Source organism: Bradyrhizobium sp. 87 (assembly GCF_023073015.1).
Taxonomy (GTDB): Bacteria; Pseudomonadota; Alphaproteobacteria; order Rhizobiales; family Xanthobacteraceae; genus Bradyrhizobium; species Bradyrhizobium canariense_D.
Genome location: NZ_JADPIQ010000133.1, coordinates 147,372 through 164,495 on the forward strand (window position 1 = coordinate 147,372; position 17,124 = coordinate 164,495).

At 65.3% G+C, this 17,124-nt stretch carries 15 protein-coding genes; 5 read left to right on the forward strand and 10 right to left on the reverse strand.

The annotated features are described in order from the left end of the window. Window positions 1-8: 8 nt before the first annotated feature. From IVB50_RS35770 to ggt, 5 genes are all read right to left on the reverse strand, one after another. On the reverse strand, window positions 9-473 hold the full coding sequence (locus IVB50_RS35770; protein ID WP_026232858.1) for an FKBP-type peptidyl-prolyl cis-trans isomerase: 465 nt from the start codon (window positions 471-473) through the stop codon (window positions 9-11). A 60-nt stretch (window positions 474-533) separates the two neighbouring features. Then, complete coding sequence (locus IVB50_RS35775) at window positions 534-2,825, reverse strand: xanthine dehydrogenase family protein molybdopterin-binding subunit (RefSeq protein ID WP_247299606.1); 2,292 nt, start codon at window positions 2,823-2,825, stop codon at window positions 534-536. A 2-nt stretch (window positions 2,826-2,827) separates the two neighbouring features. Next, the gene (locus IVB50_RS35780; RefSeq protein WP_247299608.1) at window positions 2,828-3,844 is read right to left on the reverse strand and encodes a xanthine dehydrogenase family protein subunit M; all 1,017 of its coding nucleotides are present in this window, start codon (window positions 3,842-3,844) and stop codon (window positions 2,828-2,830) included. A 4-nt stretch (window positions 3,845-3,848) separates the two neighbouring features. Then, window positions 3,849-4,463 carry a (2Fe-2S)-binding protein gene (locus IVB50_RS35785; protein WP_247299610.1) on the reverse strand — a complete coding sequence of 205 codons (615 nt, stop codon included), beginning with the start codon at window positions 4,461-4,463 and terminating at the stop codon, window positions 3,849-3,851. Between the two features lie 169 nt (window positions 4,464-4,632). Then, on the reverse strand, window positions 4,633-6,219 hold the full coding sequence (gene ggt, locus IVB50_RS35790) for a gamma-glutamyltransferase (protein ID WP_247299611.1): 1,587 nt from the start codon (window positions 6,217-6,219) through the stop codon (window positions 4,633-4,635). 184 nt (window positions 6,220-6,403) lie between these two features. Here ggt and IVB50_RS35795 point away from each other — a divergent pair, with 184 nt between their 5' ends. Beyond that, on the forward strand, window positions 6,404-7,171 hold the full coding sequence (locus IVB50_RS35795) for a rhodanese-related sulfurtransferase (protein ID WP_085357458.1): 768 nt from the start codon (window positions 6,404-6,406) through the stop codon (window positions 7,169-7,171). After that, complete coding sequence (locus tag IVB50_RS35800) at window positions 7,161-7,379, forward strand: SlyX family protein (RefSeq protein WP_007606917.1); 219 nt, start codon at window positions 7,161-7,163, stop codon at window positions 7,377-7,379. The genes IVB50_RS35795 and IVB50_RS35800 overlap by 11 nt, the downstream gene beginning before the upstream one ends. Window positions 7,380-7,385: 6 nt before the next feature. Here the strand turns inward: IVB50_RS35800 and IVB50_RS35805 are convergent, their stop codons facing one another. Both IVB50_RS35805 and IVB50_RS35810 read right to left on the reverse strand, forming a co-directional pair. Then, on the reverse strand, window positions 7,386-9,290 hold the full coding sequence (locus tag IVB50_RS35805) for a diguanylate cyclase (protein ID WP_247299613.1): 1,905 nt from the start codon (window positions 9,288-9,290) through the stop codon (window positions 7,386-7,388). A 171-nt stretch (window positions 9,291-9,461) separates the two neighbouring features. Beyond that, window positions 9,462-9,677 carry a hypothetical protein gene (locus IVB50_RS35810; protein ID WP_007595236.1) on the reverse strand — a complete coding sequence of 72 codons (216 nt, stop codon included), beginning with the start codon at window positions 9,675-9,677 and terminating at the stop codon, window positions 9,462-9,464. Window positions 9,678-9,787: 110 nt separating this feature from the next. Here IVB50_RS35810 and hemE point away from each other — a divergent pair, with 110 nt between their 5' ends. Next, a complete protein-coding gene (hemE, locus tag IVB50_RS35815) occupies window positions 9,788-10,822 on the forward strand; it encodes a uroporphyrinogen decarboxylase (RefSeq protein ID WP_247299615.1) in 1,035 nt (344 codons plus the stop codon). A gap of 202 nt (window positions 10,823-11,024) precedes the next feature. Here the strand turns inward: hemE and hemC are convergent, their stop codons facing one another. From hemC to IVB50_RS35830, 3 genes are read right to left on the reverse strand one after another with little or no spacing between them, the layout of a single operon-like run. Further along, window positions 11,025-12,005: a hydroxymethylbilane synthase gene (hemC, locus tag IVB50_RS35820; RefSeq protein ID WP_247299617.1), complete on the reverse strand. Its 981-nt coding sequence runs from the start codon at window positions 12,003-12,005 to the stop codon at window positions 11,025-11,027. Between the two features lie 25 nt (window positions 12,006-12,030). Continuing rightward, the gene (locus IVB50_RS35825) at window positions 12,031-13,656 is read right to left on the reverse strand and encodes a choline dehydrogenase (protein ID WP_247299619.1); all 1,626 of its coding nucleotides are present in this window, start codon (window positions 13,654-13,656) and stop codon (window positions 12,031-12,033) included. Window positions 13,657-13,709: 53 nt separating this feature from the next. Beyond that, a complete protein-coding gene (locus IVB50_RS35830) occupies window positions 13,710-14,300 on the reverse strand; it encodes a TetR/AcrR family transcriptional regulator (protein ID WP_085384920.1) in 591 nt (196 codons plus the stop codon). Window positions 14,301-14,400: 100 nt separating this feature from the next. Between IVB50_RS35830 and IVB50_RS35835 the strand changes: the two genes are divergently transcribed. Further along, on the forward strand, window positions 14,401-14,766 hold the full coding sequence (locus tag IVB50_RS35835) for a nuclear transport factor 2 family protein (RefSeq protein ID WP_247299621.1): 366 nt from the start codon (window positions 14,401-14,403) through the stop codon (window positions 14,764-14,766). Window positions 14,767-15,110: 344 nt separating this feature from the next. After that, window positions 15,111-17,072: an EAL domain-containing protein gene (locus IVB50_RS35840; protein ID WP_085384922.1), complete on the forward strand. Its 1,962-nt coding sequence runs from the start codon at window positions 15,111-15,113 to the stop codon at window positions 17,070-17,072. The last annotated feature ends 52 nt before the right edge of the window (window positions 17,073-17,124 follow it).

The following is a 17,124-nucleotide window of genomic DNA, read 5'->3' on the forward strand; positions in this document are numbered from 1 at the left end:
TTGCGGGCTTACTTCACCCCGAGCAATTCCACGTCGAACATCAGCGTCGCGTTCGGCGGGATCACGCCGCCTGCGCCCCGGGCGCCATAGCCGAGCTGCGGCGGAATGATCAGCGTGCGCTTGCCGCCGACCTTCATGGAGGCAACACCCTCGTCCCAGCCGGCGATGACGCGGCCCTTGCCGATCGGGAATTCGAACGGCTCGTTGCGGTCGACCGACGAGTCGAATTTCTTGCCCTTCTGGCCGTTCTCGTAGAGCCAGCCGGTGTAGTGCATCACGCAGATCTGGCCCGGCTTGGGCGAAGCTCCGGTGCCGGCGACGCTATCGGTAATCTGCAAACCTGAAGCTGTTGTCATGGTCTTCCCTGCGGTCTGGGCCGAGGCCGTGGTGGAAACGAAATCGGACACGCCGGCGATCACGGTGATCGCGAGTGCCGACATGATGGCGAGGAGCATGCGCTGTAAACGCTGCATAAGAGACCTTCCGTTTGAGGCGCAAGGTGTCTAGCGCAACGCTGACGCCGTTTCCACCCCTCACACCTCGATATTTTCGAGCCGCACGGGCAGCTTGCGGATGCGCTGGCCCGTGGCGTGATAGATCGCATTGCAGATCGCCGCATTGGTGCCGACATTGGCGAGCTCGCCAAGGCCTTTCACGCCGGCCGGGTTGATACGGTCGTCCTGCTCGGAGAGCAGGATCACTTCGACACCGGGCACGTCGGCATTCACGGGCACGAGATAGTCGGCGAGATTATCGTTGACGTAGCGTGCATTGCGCTCGTCGATCTCGGTGGCCTCCAGCAGCGCCGAGGACATGCCCCAGATCAGGCCGCCCATGAGCTGGCTGCGCGCCGTGCGCGGATTCATGATGCGGCCCGCCGCAAACGCTCCCACCAGCCGGGGGCAGCGGATTTCATGGGTAAAGCGGTTGACGCGGACCTCGACGAACTCAGCACCGAAGGCATAGGCGATCTTGTCTTTCATCTGATGGCCACCGACGAGCCGCGCGTGCCCGCTGTGCATGGCCGTGAAGGAATCCAGCGGCGCGCCTTCGGGCTTCCACTCGCCGTATTCCTCGACGATGCCGACGCCGAGCGCGTCGAAGGCCCTCTCGAGATCGAGTGGACGATCGCTCTGCGCCGCCTGCGTGCTCGGCGCCTGGCTGATGCCGACAGTCTCCTTGGCCTTGTCGGCGAGGCTTTCGCTCGGCATCACGGCCTTGAACAGCCTTTGGCGAATGCGGTCGCACACCATCATCACCGCCGAGCAGGTGCTGGCAGTCGAGTTCGAACCGCCGGCAACGGGCGCCGGCGGCAGATCGCTGTCACCCAGGAAGACCGCGACCTTCTCCAAGGGCACGCCGAGCCGCTCGGCCGCGGTCTGGGCGATGACGGTATACGCACCGGTGCCGATCTCGTGACCGGCGATCTCGACCCGGGTACGGCCGTCGCGCTGGAGGCGGACGCGCGCGGCAGAGGGCGCCATCTGCGTCGGATAGCAGGTAGCGGCACAGCCATAGCCGACCAGCCAGTCGCCGTCCGACATCGATTTCGGCTGCGGCGAGCGCTGCGACCAGCCGAACGCCTTCGCGGCCTCGTCGAAGCACGCCATCAATGACCGCGATGTATAGGGCTTGCCGCCGATCGGCTCGACGGTGGTGTCGTTGATGCGGCGGAGCTCGACGGGGTCCATGTTCAGCTTCACAGCGAGCTCGTCCATCGCGCTCTCCAGCGCGAAGAGATACGGCACCTCCGGCGGCGAGCGCATGAAGCCAGGCGTATTGCGGTCGGCGCGCACGATCGACACCAGACTTGCGACGTTCGGGCAGGCATAGAGCCGCGTCGTCGTCTTGGTGCCGCCGACGCAATAGGCATCCGGACGCGACGAAACCTCCGCGCCGTCGTGCCTCAAAGCCACCAGCTTGCCGTCCCGACCCGCACCAAGCCTGATCTCATGGCGCGTCTCGGCGCGATGGGTCGCGATGGTGAAACCCTGGTCGCGCGTCGGCACCAGCTTGATCGGCCGGTTCAGGCGTTTGGCGATGCCGGCGATGACGGCGGTCCGCGGCGTCATCGAGCCGCGCGAACCAAAGCCGCCGCCGACATAGGGATTGACGACACGGACCTTGTCGGCGTCGATACCGAGCTGCTCGGCGACGCCGTTCTTCAGGCCGTAGACGTACTGGCTGCCCTCGTAGACGACGAGCTCGTCGCCCATCCAGGCGCAGCTCGTCGTAAACAGCTCCATCGGATTGTGGTGCTGGGTCGGCGTTTCATAAGAGGCGGTGAGCTTGACCTCGGCCGCGTCGAACGCCTTGGCGAAATCGCCGACCTCCGGGTCTTCCTTGAACTGTGCGTTCTGCCCCTTTGCCGCTGCCGTGGTGGTCCCCGGCGAGTCGAAGCTCGCACTCGGCGCCGCGGCCGTGTAGCTGACCTTGACGCGATTGGCGGCCTCGCGCGCCGCCTCGTAACTCTCGGCGATGACGACGGCGATGATCTGGCCGTCATGGGCGATGTCGGCCGATTTCAGCGGCTGGATCGTGGTGCCGGCATAGCCGCCATTGCTGAACAGTTTCGATTCCTTCAGCTTCGGAGCGTTCTCGTGCGTGACGATGTCGATCACGCTGCGGACCCGCTTGGCATCGTCGAGATCGAAACTGTCGATGCGGCCCTTGGCGATGGCGCTGGTGACCAGGAACGCGTAAGCTGGATTGTCGAGCGGCATGTCGGACGCATATGTCGCCCGGCCCGTGACCTTTGCGGCCGCGTCATAGCGCGGCACCGGCTTGCCCATGTTCGCTTTCGGCTCGGGAGCTGCAGCGGTCATGATCAGATCTCCATCGTTACGGCCTGCTGGAGCGCGCGCGCCACCACGCGCTTGCCGAGCGCGATCTTGAAGCTGTTGTGCTGGCGGCCCCTGGCGTCCGCAAACGCGGCATCGGCCACACGCTGCGCCAGACCGTCGTCGAATTTCTGTCCCTTCAGCAGCGCCTCCGCCTCGCGCGCCCGCCACGGCACGGTGGCGACGCCGCCGAGCGCGACACGCGCGTCCCTGATCGTGCCATCCTGCACGTCGAGCGCGACCGCAGCCGACGACAGCGCGAACTCGTAGGACTGCCGGTCGCGCGCCTTGAGATACACCGAGCGCGGCCAGCGGCCGGGAACGGAGAACGCAGAGATCAGCTCACCGGGCCGAAGCGTGGTCTCGATGTCGGGCGTCCTGCCGGGTGCCTTGTGCAAATCCGCAAACGGCAGGTTGCGCGTTCCGGACCTGCCGGTAATCTCGACCATCGCATCGAGCGCGATCAGCGCCTGCGCAAAATCGCCGGGATAGGTCGCGATGCACTGATCGGACGTACCGAGCACCGCATGCATGCGATTGACGCCGTCCATGGCGGCACAGCCCGAACCAGGATTGCGCTTGTTGCAATTCTCATAGGAAACGTCGCGGAAATAGCTGCAACGCGTTCGCTGCATCACGTTACCGCCGAGCGTCGCCATGTTGCGCAGCTGGGCGCTGGCGGCGAGCTTCAGGGAATTCGCGATCACCGGATAGTGGCGCTGGATCTCGGCATGCGCGGCCACGTCGGACATCTTCGCGAGCGCGCCGAGCCGCAAGCCGTCACTGCCGGGCTCGATCGCCGACCAGCCCCGCGCCAGCGGATTGATATCGACGATCGCGGCGGGCCGCATCACGTCGAGCTTCATCAGATCGATCAGAGTGGTGCCGCCCGCGAGCGGCTGCGCTGTAGCCTTGGTCAGCGGATTGTTCGCAGCCGCGGCAGCGCTGAGCGCCTGCACGGCCATGTCGGGGTCTGTTGCCTTTTGATACGAAAACGGTCGCATGCGCTTAGCCTTTCATGATCTCGGGCGCGGCCTGCTTCACGGCGGCGACGATGTTGGGATAGGCGGCGCAGCGGCAGATGTTGCCGCTCATGTATTCGCGGATGTCGGCCTCGCTGCCCGCATGCCCCTCCTGGACGCAGGCCACGGCGGACATGATCTGGCCCGGCGTACAATAGCCGCATTGAAACGCATCGTTGTCGACGAAGGCCTGCTGCATCGGATGCAAATGATCGTCGGTGGCAAGGCCCTCGATCGTGGTGATCTCCTGCCCCTCGGCCGCGAGCGCGAGCGTCAGGCACGACACCACGCGCCGGTCGTCGATCAGTACCGTGCAGGCACCACATTGGCCGTGGTCGCAGCCCTTTTTGCTGCCGGTGAGCTTGAGATGCTCCCGCAGCGCGTCGAGCACCGTCGTGCGGGCGTCGATGCGCAGGCGCTTGTCCTTGCCGTTGACCCGCAGCGTGACATCGACAGGAAGCGCCGGATCCTGGGCGGCCGACACGCTCGCATCCTGCGCGGCCGCACGCGCCGTCATGGGGACCAGCGCGCTGCCGGCAACGCCGGCCATGAAGGCGCGCCGATCGAATCCGGACGGTCCGGAACCTGATTTTTCGGACATGGAGGGCCTCCGCCGCTTCGAGCAAGAGCAGCGCACGCCTGCACCGCTCATCGGCCCTTAACCTGAAGCAATGAGCTCCGTTCCGAACGAGAAAGGGCGACGCAGCAAATGCCGCGTCGCCCTTCGTCAACTTTTCCTGATCTCGCGCGGGGAACTCCGTGCGCGGTGGTCAGTATCCGAGCGCGCAACCGTCTTTGCGCGGATCGGAACCGCCGGTGAGCGTGCCCTTGTCCCAGTCGATCCAGATCGCCTGCGCGCCGCCGAGCGGACCGACGACGCTGGTGGTCTTGTGGCCGAGCTTCTTCAGGCCTTCGACAATGGCGGCCGGCACGCTGTCCTCGAGCTGGTACTGACCTTCATAATGCAGGCCGCGCGGCATATCGATCGCCTCCTGCACGTCGCAGCCATAATCGAGAATGTTGGTCACCACATGGGTCTGGCCAACCGGCTGATATTGTCCGCCCATCACCGCGAACGGCATCACGGAACGGCCGCCCTTGGTGAGCAGGCTTGGCATGATCGTGTGCAGTGGACGCTTGTCGCCGGCGATGCAATTCGGGTGGCCGGGCTGGATGCGGAAGCCGCCGGCGCGGTTCTGGAGCAAAATGCCGGTCTTGTTCGAGACGATCGCCGAGCCGAAGGAATGCGCAACCGAGTTGATGAAGGAGCAGACGTTGCGGTCCTTGTCCACGACGGTGATGTAGATGGTCGACGGGTTCATCGGCGGCGCGACGTTCGGCAGGTCGAGCATGCCGTCCATGCGGATCTTGTCGATGTGCTCGTTGCAGTATTCCTTGGCGAGGATCCTGGCGACCTCGATCTGCATATGCTCGGGATCGGCGACATGCAGCTCGCGATGCATGTAGGCGATGCGCGCGGCCTCGGCTTCGAGGTGGAAGCGCTCGATGCTGAGCGGCGCGTATTTCGTCAGGTCGAAACGCGACAGGATGTTCAGCATCAGCAGCATGGTGAGGCCGGGTCCGTTCGGCGGGCACTGCCAGACGTCATAGCCCTTGTACATGGTGCCGATCGGCGTCGTCGTCTCAGTGGTGTGCGCGGCGAAATCGTCGATCGTGTGCAGGCCGCCGATCCCGCGCAGGGTCTCCACCATGTCTTCCGCGATCGGGCCCTTGTAGAAGGCGTCGCGGCCGTCCTTGGCGATCGCCCGCAGCGTCTTGCCGAGCTCGGCCTGGCGGATGACGTCGCCGGCCACCGGCGGCTTGCCGTGCGGCAGCAGATACCGCTCCGTGTTGGTGCCGGCCTTCAGCTTCTCGAACTGGTTCTTCCAGTCGAAGGCGATGCGGGGGGCGACGACGTAGCCTTCCTCGGCCGCCTTGATCGCGGGCTGAAGCAGCCGGTCGAAGCCGAACTTGCCGTGATCGCGCAAGACGGTTGCAAAGGCGTCGATCACGCCGGGGATCGAGACCGAATGCGCCGAGGTCAGCGGCACGGAGTTGATCTTGCGCTCGAGATACCAATCGGCGTTCGCCGCCTTCGGGGCGCGGCCGGAGCCGTTATAGGCGATGATCTTGCCCTCGCCGCGCGGCTGGATCAGCGCAAAGCAGTCGCCGCCGATGCCGGTCGATTGCGGCTCGATCACGCCGAGAATGGCCGAACCCGCGACGGCCGCGTCCACCGCCGTGCCGCCCTCGCGCAGCACCTCGATCGCGGCAAGCGACGCCTGCGGATGCGAGGTCGCCACCATCGCGTTGGTGGCGTGGACCGTGGACCTGCCGGGGAAATGGAAGTTTCTCATCGAATTCTGCTCTCATTGGGCGTCTGGTGCGGATGGCGCGCCATCTCGGAAAAACCGGGCCTACATGACACATTCCGGCCGGCCGGGGCAATGCTGGCATGCCAGGGAAATGGCTGCCATCCGCCGGGAATAGAGCTGCTCGATGCGGGTTTTCCGGGCGAGCCCCGCCTGCTAAACGGGCGCCATGATTTACAAGGTCGCCGCCTTCTACCAATTCGCCGCCCTGCCCGATTACCGCGAGCTGCGCGAGCCGCTGCGCGCGTTCTGCGCCGGCCTGGAGCTAAAGGGCAGCGTGCTGCTCGCGCAGGAGGGCATCAACGGCACGGTCGCGGGCGCGGGCGAGGCGATCGACGCGCTTACCCAAGAGCTCGCTCACGGCGACATGTTCGGCGGCAGGTTGAACAATCTCGAATTGAAGTTCTCGACCGCCGAGACGATGCCATTCGGCCGGCTCAAGGTGCGGTTGAAGAAGGAGATCGTCACGCTCGGCGACGAAAGCGCCGACCCGACGCGGCAGGTCGGCACCTATGTCGATGCGGCCGAATGGAACGCGCTCATCGAAGCGCCGGATACGCTGGTGCTCGACACCAGGAACGCCTTCGAGGTGGCGATGGGGACGTTCGAGGGCGCGCTCGACCCCGGCATCAGGAGCTTTGGCCAGTTCAAAGATTTTGCGGCCGAGCAGCTCGATCCCGCCAGACACCGCAGAATCGCGATGTTCTGCACCGGCGGCATCCGCTGCGAGAAGGCGAGCGCACACCTGCTCGCGCGCGGCTTTGCCGAGGTCTATCACCTCAAGGGCGGCGTTCTCAAATATCTGGAAGAGGTGCCGGAGGCTCAGAGTCGCTGGCGCGGCGAATGCTTCGTGTTCGATGAGCGTGTCGCGCTCGGCCACGGTTTGCAAGAATGTGGATTGCGCGAACGGGACAAGGACGCGGCACGTGACGAATGAGATCAAGACGCTCGGCGAGCGCATCGACACGCTGGAGACCCGCCTCGCCTATCAGGACGACGCGATTGAGACGCTGAACCAGACCATCACCGCGCAGTGGAAGCAGATCGACGCGCTGACGCGGAGAATCGCAGAGCTCGGCGAGCGGCTGCAGGAGGCCGAGGCGAATGCGCCGGGAGCCGCCAATGAGCGTCCGCCGCATTATTGAGCGGGCTTACTGACCGGACGCCTTGAGAAGAAGGTTACTCACCTCGCCCGACATCATCAGCCGGTTGCGCCCGGCCTCCTTGGCGGCATAGAGCGCCTGGTCGGCGGCCTCGACCAGCGAGGTGACGCCGGCCGTGCGCTCCAGCGCCGGCCGGCACGCAGCACCGCCGAGCGAAGCGGTGACGCAGCCAGCCACATGGTTGCTGGTGTGGACCAGGCCCGCATCACGGATTGCCCGTCGAATCCGGTCGCCGATCAGGGCGCAGCCCGCAGCGTCGGTGTTCGGCAACAACATGGCGAACTCCTCGCCGCCGTAACGCGCCCCAAGATCGCCGGAACGCTGCGCCTCAGCAGCGATGATCTGGGCCACCTGCCGGAGGCAGGCATCGCCCGCGGGATGGCCGTAGTCGTCGTTGTAAGACTTGAAGTGGTCGACGTCGATCATCAGCAAAGAGAGGCTGGAGCGCTCGCGATAGGCACGCGCCCACTCCTCCTTCAATCGTTCATCGAAGCGGCGGCGATTGGCAAGCCCGGTGAGGCTGTCTTCGATCGCGAGCGTTTCGAGCCGGGTCTCGAGCTTCTTCTGCTCGGTGATGTCGCGCGAGATCGCGACCACGCCGTCGACGCGGCCATTCTCCTTGCGGGTCACCCGCATGGTCGATTCGAGCCAGACTTCCGAGTTCTGCCGGTGCACATTGCGATAGGTGACCCGCGCCTCCTCCGCATCGCCGCGCTTCATGGCGTCGACGAGGGCCTGGACCTGCGGCCGGTCGTCCGGGTGAATGCCGGCCAGCGCGAGGGTACCGATCAGTTGATTGGCGCGCCAGCCAACGACGCCAATCGATGACGGCGAGACATAGCGCAGCCGCTCGTCGAGCCCGATACGGGTCACCATGTCACTGGAGCCTTCGGCAAGCAGCCGGAAATGCGCTTCCTTCTCGACCAGCGCGGCCGCCATACTCTGGCCCCGTTGCAGCTGCCGCACCAGCACCGCACCGATGATCGCGATCAGCATGACCAGCGCGAGCACGTAGAGCATGCGGGAGATCGCCGCAGCACGCCAGGGCGCCAGCAATTCGGCCTTGTCGACGGTGGCGAGCAGGACCAGCGGATAACGGCCGGAGCGCTTGAAGAAGCTGACCCGGTCGGCACCGTCGAGCGGCGACTTGAAATGGTAGGCGCCGCCCGGCCGCTGCAAGGCGGTATCGCGGAACAGCGGCGTATCGGCAACGCTGCGACCGACGAACCTGTCGTTGCTGGGGTTACGCGCGATGATCAGGCCGTCGCCGTGCGTCAGCGCCACCGAGCTGTTGCGGCCGATCTCGAACTGTTCGTAGAAATGCGAGAGATATCCCGAGCTGATGGTCGCGAGCACCACGCCGCCGAAGCTGCCGTCCAGCTTGTTGAAACGGCGCGACAGGGTGACGACCCACTCGCCGTCGAGCAGGCTCTTCACGGGGCGGCCGACATGGGGTTCCCGTTTCGGCGAGAGCTGGTGATAGCGGAAGAACGCGTCGTCATTGAGCGTCGAGCCGATCGTGCCAGGCGAGGTCAACCAGTTGCCGCGCTCGTCGATGATGGCGAGGCTATGGATGCGCTCTATCGCCTTCTTTCGCGCCTCCAGCAGGTTTCGGAGCTTGGCGATCGTGGCCGGCTCACTGCCGTCCATCTCCAGCCGGCTGACGACGCCGACGACGCCTGAATCCAGGAGATCGAGGCTGTCCTCGGCATGTTGCGTCAGCGAGCGCGCAACGTTCGCCATTTCTGCCTCGGCGCCCTTGAGCACCGCGTCGCGGGCCGCCCATTCCCGCCAGCCGCTGACGCCGAGGATGGCCACGCAGGTCAGCGCGACGAACGCAGCCGCCCGCAGCGGCAGGCGGCTCCATCCGGCTCTTTGGGTCACAGCACTCATGCAGCAGAATTCTCCGATGACCGGAAACTCTGCTGCTTCTGTTATTGAACTCTGAAACACCGGGAGAAATATGCAGTGATGTCCCCGGCTTTCCGTAGTCGTACGGACGCCGGAATCAGCGCATCGCTAACAAGGCATTAGCAAACCTATCGGAATCCGGCGCTCTCCGCCTTAGCTGAAGATCGCCTTAACCTTGTCCCAGAGCGAGGGATTGTCGGCCTCCGCATCGGCCTTCGAGGGCGTCGGCTGGGCGGCGCTCACGGGGTCGGACGCCGGGAAGGTATCTTTCAGACCGGCGTCGAGCTTGGCGTGGCGGTCGGCGGCGAGCGCTTCGTGCAGATCGTCGGCGTGCTTGTCATGCGGCGCGGGGTTGAATGTCTCAGCCATGGTCTCGTCCTCCGTTGGCTGGTCAACGCGGCCCAATTGCGCTTGGTTCCCCTGTTCCGCTTCGGGCCGTGGCGGTGTATCAGGAGCCCTAACCATCTTCAGGACCGTTCGTGCCCCAGTCTGCGACCAAACCATTCATCGACGTCCTCTCCGGCCCGCGGCAGGTCGTTCCGCCGATCTGGATGATGCGGCAGGCCGGCCGTTACTTGCCCGAATATCGCGAGGTGCGCGCCAAGGCCGGCGGCTTTCTCGATCTCTGCTTCAACCCGGAGCTTGCCGCCCAGGTGACGCTGCAACCGATCCGGAGGTTCGGCTTCGATGCGGCGATCATCTTCTCCGACATCCTGGTGATCCCCTATGCGCTCGGACGTTCCGTGCGCTTCGAGGTCGGCGAGGGTCCGCGGCTCGAACCGCTGGATGATCCCGCCAAGGTCGCAACACTGGCGAAGCACGCCGATTTCGGCAAGCTCGCGCCGGTGTTCGAGGCCCTCAAGATCGTGCGCAGCGCGCTCGATCCCAAGATCGCGCTGATCGGCTTCTGCGGCGCTCCGTGGACGGTGGCGACCTACATGGTCGCCGGCCAGGGTACGCCCGACCAGGCCCCGGCGCGGATGATGGCCTACCGGCATCCGGAGGCGTTCGCAGCTATCATCGACGTGCTGGTCGAGAACTCGATCGAATATCTGCTGGCGCAGCTTGCGGCCGGCGCCAACGCCTTGCAGATCTTCGACACCTGGGCCGGCGTGCTGCCACCCTCCGAGTTCGCGCGCTGGTCGGTCGAGCCGACCCGGCGCATCGTCGAAGGCGTGCGCGCCAAGGTGCCGGACGCCAAGATCATCGGCTTTCCGCGCGGTGCCGGTGCGCAACTGCCCGGGTTCGTCGAGGCGACCGGCGTCAACGCCGTCAGCATCGACTGGACCGCGGAGCCGGCCTTCATCCGCGAGCGCGTGCAGAGCAAGGTTGCGGTTCAGGGCAATCTCGATCCACTGGTGCTGATCACAGGCGGCGCCGCGCTCGACCGCGCGGTCGACGACACGCTGGCGAATTTCGCGCAAGGGCGGTTCATCTTCAATCTCGGCCACGGCATCCAGCCGGAGACGCCGATCGCCCATGTCGAGCAGATGCTGAAGCGGGTTCGGGGCTGATTTATTTTGCGCCTGGGGAGCGGAAAAACAAAAAAACGCGAAAACAACCCCATGCACAGTAGAGAGGCCACGCCCGATCAATGACTTAGGGCGGACTGAAATCAGGTGCGCCGTCATCGCATCAGAGCGCGCCAACATTTGACCCGTCGGGCAAAACAGGCGCATGATGCCGTCATCCACCGATGCCCGCCTCGCGGCCGACTTAGCGCGGCCGGCTGCGCTCGATGATCTCCGCGGCGCCCTTGGCCAGCAGATCCAGTCCCACCGCACGGCCGAGTTCGCGTGGGCGATTGGCGGGGCCCGAACGCAAGGCTTCGATGATGGTGTTGCCGGAGAGATCGAGCACGGACGCGGTGAGCGACATCTGATCACCCGCAATGGTCGAAAAGCCCGCCACCGGCGAATTGCAATGGCCGTTCAGCACCCACAGCACCTCGCGCTCTGCATCGGCGCAGGCGTGGGCAGCGGGATCGTCGATCGATGCGAGGATGCGACGCGTCTGCCAGTCCTGCGCGGCGCATTCGACGGCGACGATGCCCTGCCCCGCTGCCGGCAGCATCTCGGCTGCGGTAAACTCGTAGGCGATGCGCTGTGAAAGGCCGACGCGGTCGAGGCCGGACCGCGCCATGATGAGCGCATCCGCAGGCCCCACCGCGCCGCCATCCGGCAGGCGCTGCTTCTCGCCATTGTCGAGTTTTCGCACGCGCGTGTCCGCGGCGCCGCGGAAGTGGATGATCTCCACGTCCGGAAACAACCGCCGCGCATAGGCGGCGCGGCGGACGGCGTTGGTGCCGATCTTGAAACCCTTGCCACGAGATTGGCGCAACGCCTCCAGCGTCACGCCGTCACGCAGCACCAGCGCGTCGTTGGGAGGATCGCGCGAGAGCGTGGCGCCGATCACGAGGCCGGGCGTGTCTTCGTTGCCGGGCATGTCCTTCAGCGAATGCATCGCCGCCTGGAGTTCGCCCGACAGCACCGCGGCGCGGATCTGCGCCACGAAGGCACCGCCCTTGCCGCCATGGGGCAACAGCTTGCTGGTCTGGTCGAGATCGCCCGTGGTGTCGAACTTGACGATCTCGACGTCGAGATCGGGCATGACGGCGGTCAGGCGGCGCGCGATCTCTTCCGTCTGTGCCAGCGCCATCGCGCTCTTGCGTGTGCCGATCTTGAATCGCGTAGCCAAGCCCAAATCCTCTCAAGACGCGAGTTTACCGCGCATCCTCCAATATCATGTCGGACGCCTTTTCGGCGATCATGATGATCGGCGCGTTGGTGTTCCCCGACACGAGATCGGGCATGATCGAGCCGTCGACGATTCGGAGGCCTTCGAGGCCCCTCACCTTCAGCCGCTGATCGACCACCGCGAGCGCATCACTCCCCATACGACAGGTCGAGGTCGGATGGTAGATGGTGCTGCCCCGCTCACGGCAATAGTCCAGCAGCTCGGCATCCGTGGACACCTTCGCTCCGGGATCGTACTCGTCGACCACGAACGGCTTCAGCGCCGGTGCATGCAATATCTTGCGCAGGACCTTCAGGCCTTCCACGTTGGTGGTGCGGTCGGTCTCGGTCGACATGTAGTTGATGCGGATCTCCGGCGGCACTGTCGGGTCAGCGCTCTTGATGCGCAAGGACCCGCGGCTTTCGGGACGGAGCTGGCACACCGACGCCGTGAAGCCGGAGAAAGCATGAAGCTTCTCGCCCATCTTGTCGGTCGAGAACGGCAGGAAATGGACCTGGATGTCCGGTGAGGCCAGCCGCGGACTGGTCTTGAAGAACGCGCCCGCCGTGCCGGCCGCGATCGTCAGCCAGCCTTTGCGGAACAGCGCATAGCGCGCGCCAGCCATGGTGCGGCGGAGCGGATGATTGACGGTGTCGTTCAGCGTGATCTTCTGCGAGCAGCGCATCACGATGCGGACCTGCATGTGATCCTGGAGATCGTGCCCGACGCCCGGCGCGTCCAGCACGACGTCGATGCCGTGCTTGCGCAGGAGGTCGGCGGGTCCGACGCCGGAGAGCTGGAGCAGCTGCGGCGAGTTGTAGGCGCCGCTCGACAGCACGACCTCCTTGCGCGCACGGGCGCGGCGCAATGTGGCGCCCTGACGGTATTCAACGCCGATCGCGCGGCGGCCCTCGAACAGCACGCGCTGGCCAAGCGCGCCAGTTTCGATCTTGAGATTGCGACGGGCCTTGGCGGGCCCGAGATAGGCCACCGCCGTCGAGGCGCGGCGGCCGTTGCGCGTCGTGGTCTGGAACAGGCCGACGCCTTCCTGGGTCGCGCCGTTGAAATCAGGATTGTAGGGCAGACCGGTCTCGACCGCAGCATCGATGAAGGCCTTCGACAGCGGGTCGGTCACCACCATGTTGGATACCGGCAGCGGGCCGCCGCTGCCGTGGTATTGATCGGCGCCGCGCGACTGGTTCTCGGCCTTCTTGAAATAGGGCAGCACGTCGTCATAGCCCCAGCCGGCGTTGCCGCGCTGACGCCATCTGTCGTAATCCTCGTGCTGACCGCGGACATAGAGCAGGCCGTTGATCGAGCTTGATCCGCCCAGCGTCTTGCCGCGCGGCTGGAACACCTGACGGCCCTTCAGCTCAGGCTCCGGTTCGGTCTGGTACATCCAGTTGACGGTCTTTTCCTTGAACAGCTTGCCGTAGCCGAGCGGCACATGGATCCAGATATTGGAATCCTTCGGGCCTGCCTCGAGCAGCAGCACGCTGTGCTTGCCGTTCGCCGACAGCCGGTTGGCGAGCACGCAGCCGGCGGAGCCGGCACCCACGATGACGTAGTCGAACTCGGGGTCGGAGGGCGTCACGGAGGAAGTTGCTTTCATGCGCTACTGTTCTTTTTGTTGGTGGGGGCGTTTCCAATCATCACTTAGCACGATCATGCAGCCACGCGCAGCGCCTCGACCAGCGACCTGAACGCACGGGCATATTCCGCACCCGCCCTTGCGATATCGGCGCGTCCGGCGCAGGCGACCGCGGCCTCCGTCACCGCCCCGAGCAGCAGCCGGGCCAGCGGCTCGACCGGCTGCCGCGCGATCAGGCCGGCCTCCATCGCCGCCGCGATCGCGCGCGGCAGCTTGCCCCCGAAATGTTTGGCGTCGATCTCGCGCCAGCGCTCCCAGCCGAGCACCGCCGGGCCGTCGCGCAGAATGATCTGGCCAGTCGGGCCCTTGGCGGTTGCGGCGAAATAATGCTGGGTGCCGGCGACCATCGCGGCAAGCACGTCCTTCTCGGCACGGGCCGTGCTGTCGATCTCCGCGACGAGGTCGCGCGAGACTTGGTCGAACACCGCTTCGAACACCGTCTCCTTGGTCTTGAAGTGATGGTAGACCGCGCCCTTGGCGACGTGGGCGGCTTCGGCGATCTCGTCCATCGTCGTCGCGACAAAGCCTTGCGTCCCGAACAGGCGGCGCGCCGCCGTCAGGATCGCCTCCGATGTCGCAGCCCGCCGCTCCGCCTGTTTCGCCATGGGTCTGCTGTAGTCGAAATGGACGAGGACAGCCAGTTGACTTTTCGACCGTCGGTCGGTATTTACCGACCAACAGTCGGTTTTATGCGTGAGGTGCACCATGCCGAGCCGTGATGTCGTCGAAGCTTTTGCCAAACGATTGGAGGACGGGGATTTCGTCGGGGCGATCCTCGACTACTACACCCCGGACGCCGCCACCTATGAAAACCAGGGCGACCCCGTGGTCGGACGCGACAAGCTCGCCGCCAAGGAGCGCGGCGTGCTGGCAGCCTTCAAAGAGGTCAAGGCGGTGCGCATCGGGCCGAGCCTGATCGAAGGCGATCATGTCGCGACGCGCTGGAGATTCAGCTTCACCAATGCCGAAGGCATCATCCGAACGTTGGATGAGATCGCATGGCAGACGTGGCCGGGCGATCAGTTGATCGAAGAACGGTTCTACTACGATCCGAAGCAGTTGGGGCGGTGATGCCTAAAGCACAGCTGTCATCGCCCGGCTTGACCGGGCGATCCAGTACTCCGAGACAGGTGTGATTGATCTGATAGGCTGCGGCGTACTGGATGCCCCGCCCCAGTGTGCAAGTGCGCACAAGGAGGGGCATGACAGTGGAATTGTTGGCGAACACCGGGCTGCCGTTACAGCCGTAACGCGAGGCGCCGCATTTGTATCGATTTGTTGTCGATACGACCTCACGAACACGCAGAAGTGGTCGCGGTGATCGTCGCAAGCTCGGATAATTCATAGTTCGTCAAAGGTTTGCAGCGAATTTTCCGGACCGGGCCGGACAGGCGGCCCATGCTGCAGGCTCTGGAATGCAGACTGAAACGACCAGCTATTTCGCGCGGCTGTTCGCCGGCGATCTGTCGGCCTTTGGCGGTCCCGTAACCGACGAAGCCGTCACCGGCCATATCCGCGCCGAACAGATGTCGCTGGTGCTCGGCTATTCTGTCGGCATCATGCTGGCCAATGCCTGCAACGCCGCGGTGCTGGCGATCGCGCTGTGGCAATCGCCCGACCGGATGTTCGTGCTGATCTGGGCCTTCGCCCTGGCCGGCGCCGCCATCGGGTTCGGTCTGCAATCCCACGCCGCGCGCCGCATCACCAAGCCGCAATTCGTCTCGCGCCGCGCCATGCACCGGCTCGTTCGCAATGCCTTTCTCCTCGGCGCCGCCTGGGGCATCGTCCCGGCCGCGTTCTTTGCAGGCGCCTCGACCGGCGGACAGCTCGTCATCACCTGCCTCTGCTCGGGAATGCTGGCCGGCGGCGCGCTTGCTTTCGCCACGATCCCGATCGCGGCCATCGCATTCACGGCGCCCATCTTCCTGGGGATCGCCATCTGCCTCGGCAGGAACGGCGACCTCGCCTTCCTGCTGATCGCCTTTCTCGTCGTGGTCTACGGAAGCGTGTTGTTGCGCGGCGTGTTCGTCAATTCATTCGTGTTCGCGCGGCGCGTGATGCGGCAGATCGAGGCCGAGCGTACGGTGCGGCAGGACTCGCTGACCCATCTGCCCAATCGCGTCGCGTTCAACGAAACGCTCGATGCAGCCTTGAAGCGGCTCGCTCTGTCCGGCGAGGAATTCGCGGTGCTTCTGCTCGATCTCGATCGTTTCAAGGAGGTCAACGACAAGTTCGGCCATCCCGCCGGCGACGAGTTTCTGGTCCAGATCGCGAGCCGCCTGCAACGCTGCACCCGCGCGGCCGAGCATGTCGCACGCATCGGCGGCGACGAGTTCGCGCTGGTGATGGCCAATCGGGCGCGGCCGGAGGATGCGCTCGAGATCGCCGAGCGCTTCGTCGCGGCCTTCGATGAACCGTTCCAGATCGAGGGCCGCCAGATCGTCGGCGCGACCAGCGTCGGCATCGTGCTGGCGCCGCGCGACGGCAGCACGCAACTCGACATCATGAAGAACGCCGACACCGCGCTCTACCGCGCCAAGAAGGCCGGACCCGGCACGGTGTGTTTCTTCGAGGAGGTCGACGACCGCTCGTCACGCGACCGCAAGGCGCTGCAATCGGATCTGGAAGGCGCCATCGCCAGGGACGAGCTGTTCCTGGTGTTCCAGCCGTTCCTCGACCTCGGCGGCAACCGCATCACCGGCTTCGAGGCGCTGCTGCGCTGGCAGCATCCCCAGCGCGGACTGGTGCCGCCGAGCGAATTCATACCGATCGCCGAGCAAACCGGCTTGATCCACGAGATCGGCGAATGGGTCGTCCGCCGCGCCTGCGCGACGGTTGCCGAGTGGCCCGAAGAGATCAGGGTCGCCGTAAATTTCTCGGCCGCGCAGTTTCACAACAACGGCCTCCTCCAGATCATCGTGCAGGCGCTCGCGGACGCGAAGATCGCCCCGCACCGGCTCGAGATCGAGATCACGGAATCGATGCTGCTGTCGAAATACGCCTCGGCCGCGTCGGTCCTGAACGCGCTGCTGGAGCTCGGCGTCACCGTGGCGCTCGACGATTTCGGCACCGGCTTCTCCTCGCTGACTTACCTGCGCAAGCTGCCGTTCAGCCGCATCAAGATCGACCAGTCCTTCATCCGCGACATGCTGGTGCAGCCCGACTGCGCCGCGATCGTGAAATCGGTGATTGGGCTCGCGCGCGACCTGCGCATCGGCGTGGTCGCCGAAGGCGTCGAGACCGCCGACCAGCTCGAATATCTGCGCCAGATCGGTTGCGACGAGGTGCAGGGTTATCTCATCAGCCGGCCGGTGTCGGCGGATGGCGTTCTGGCGCTGCTTGATCCGAAGAAGTTGCGGGCGACCTACGCGGCGTAGCCACCAAAGCATTCACGGCGTCACGGCCGGGCCTGTCCATCCACACCTACGA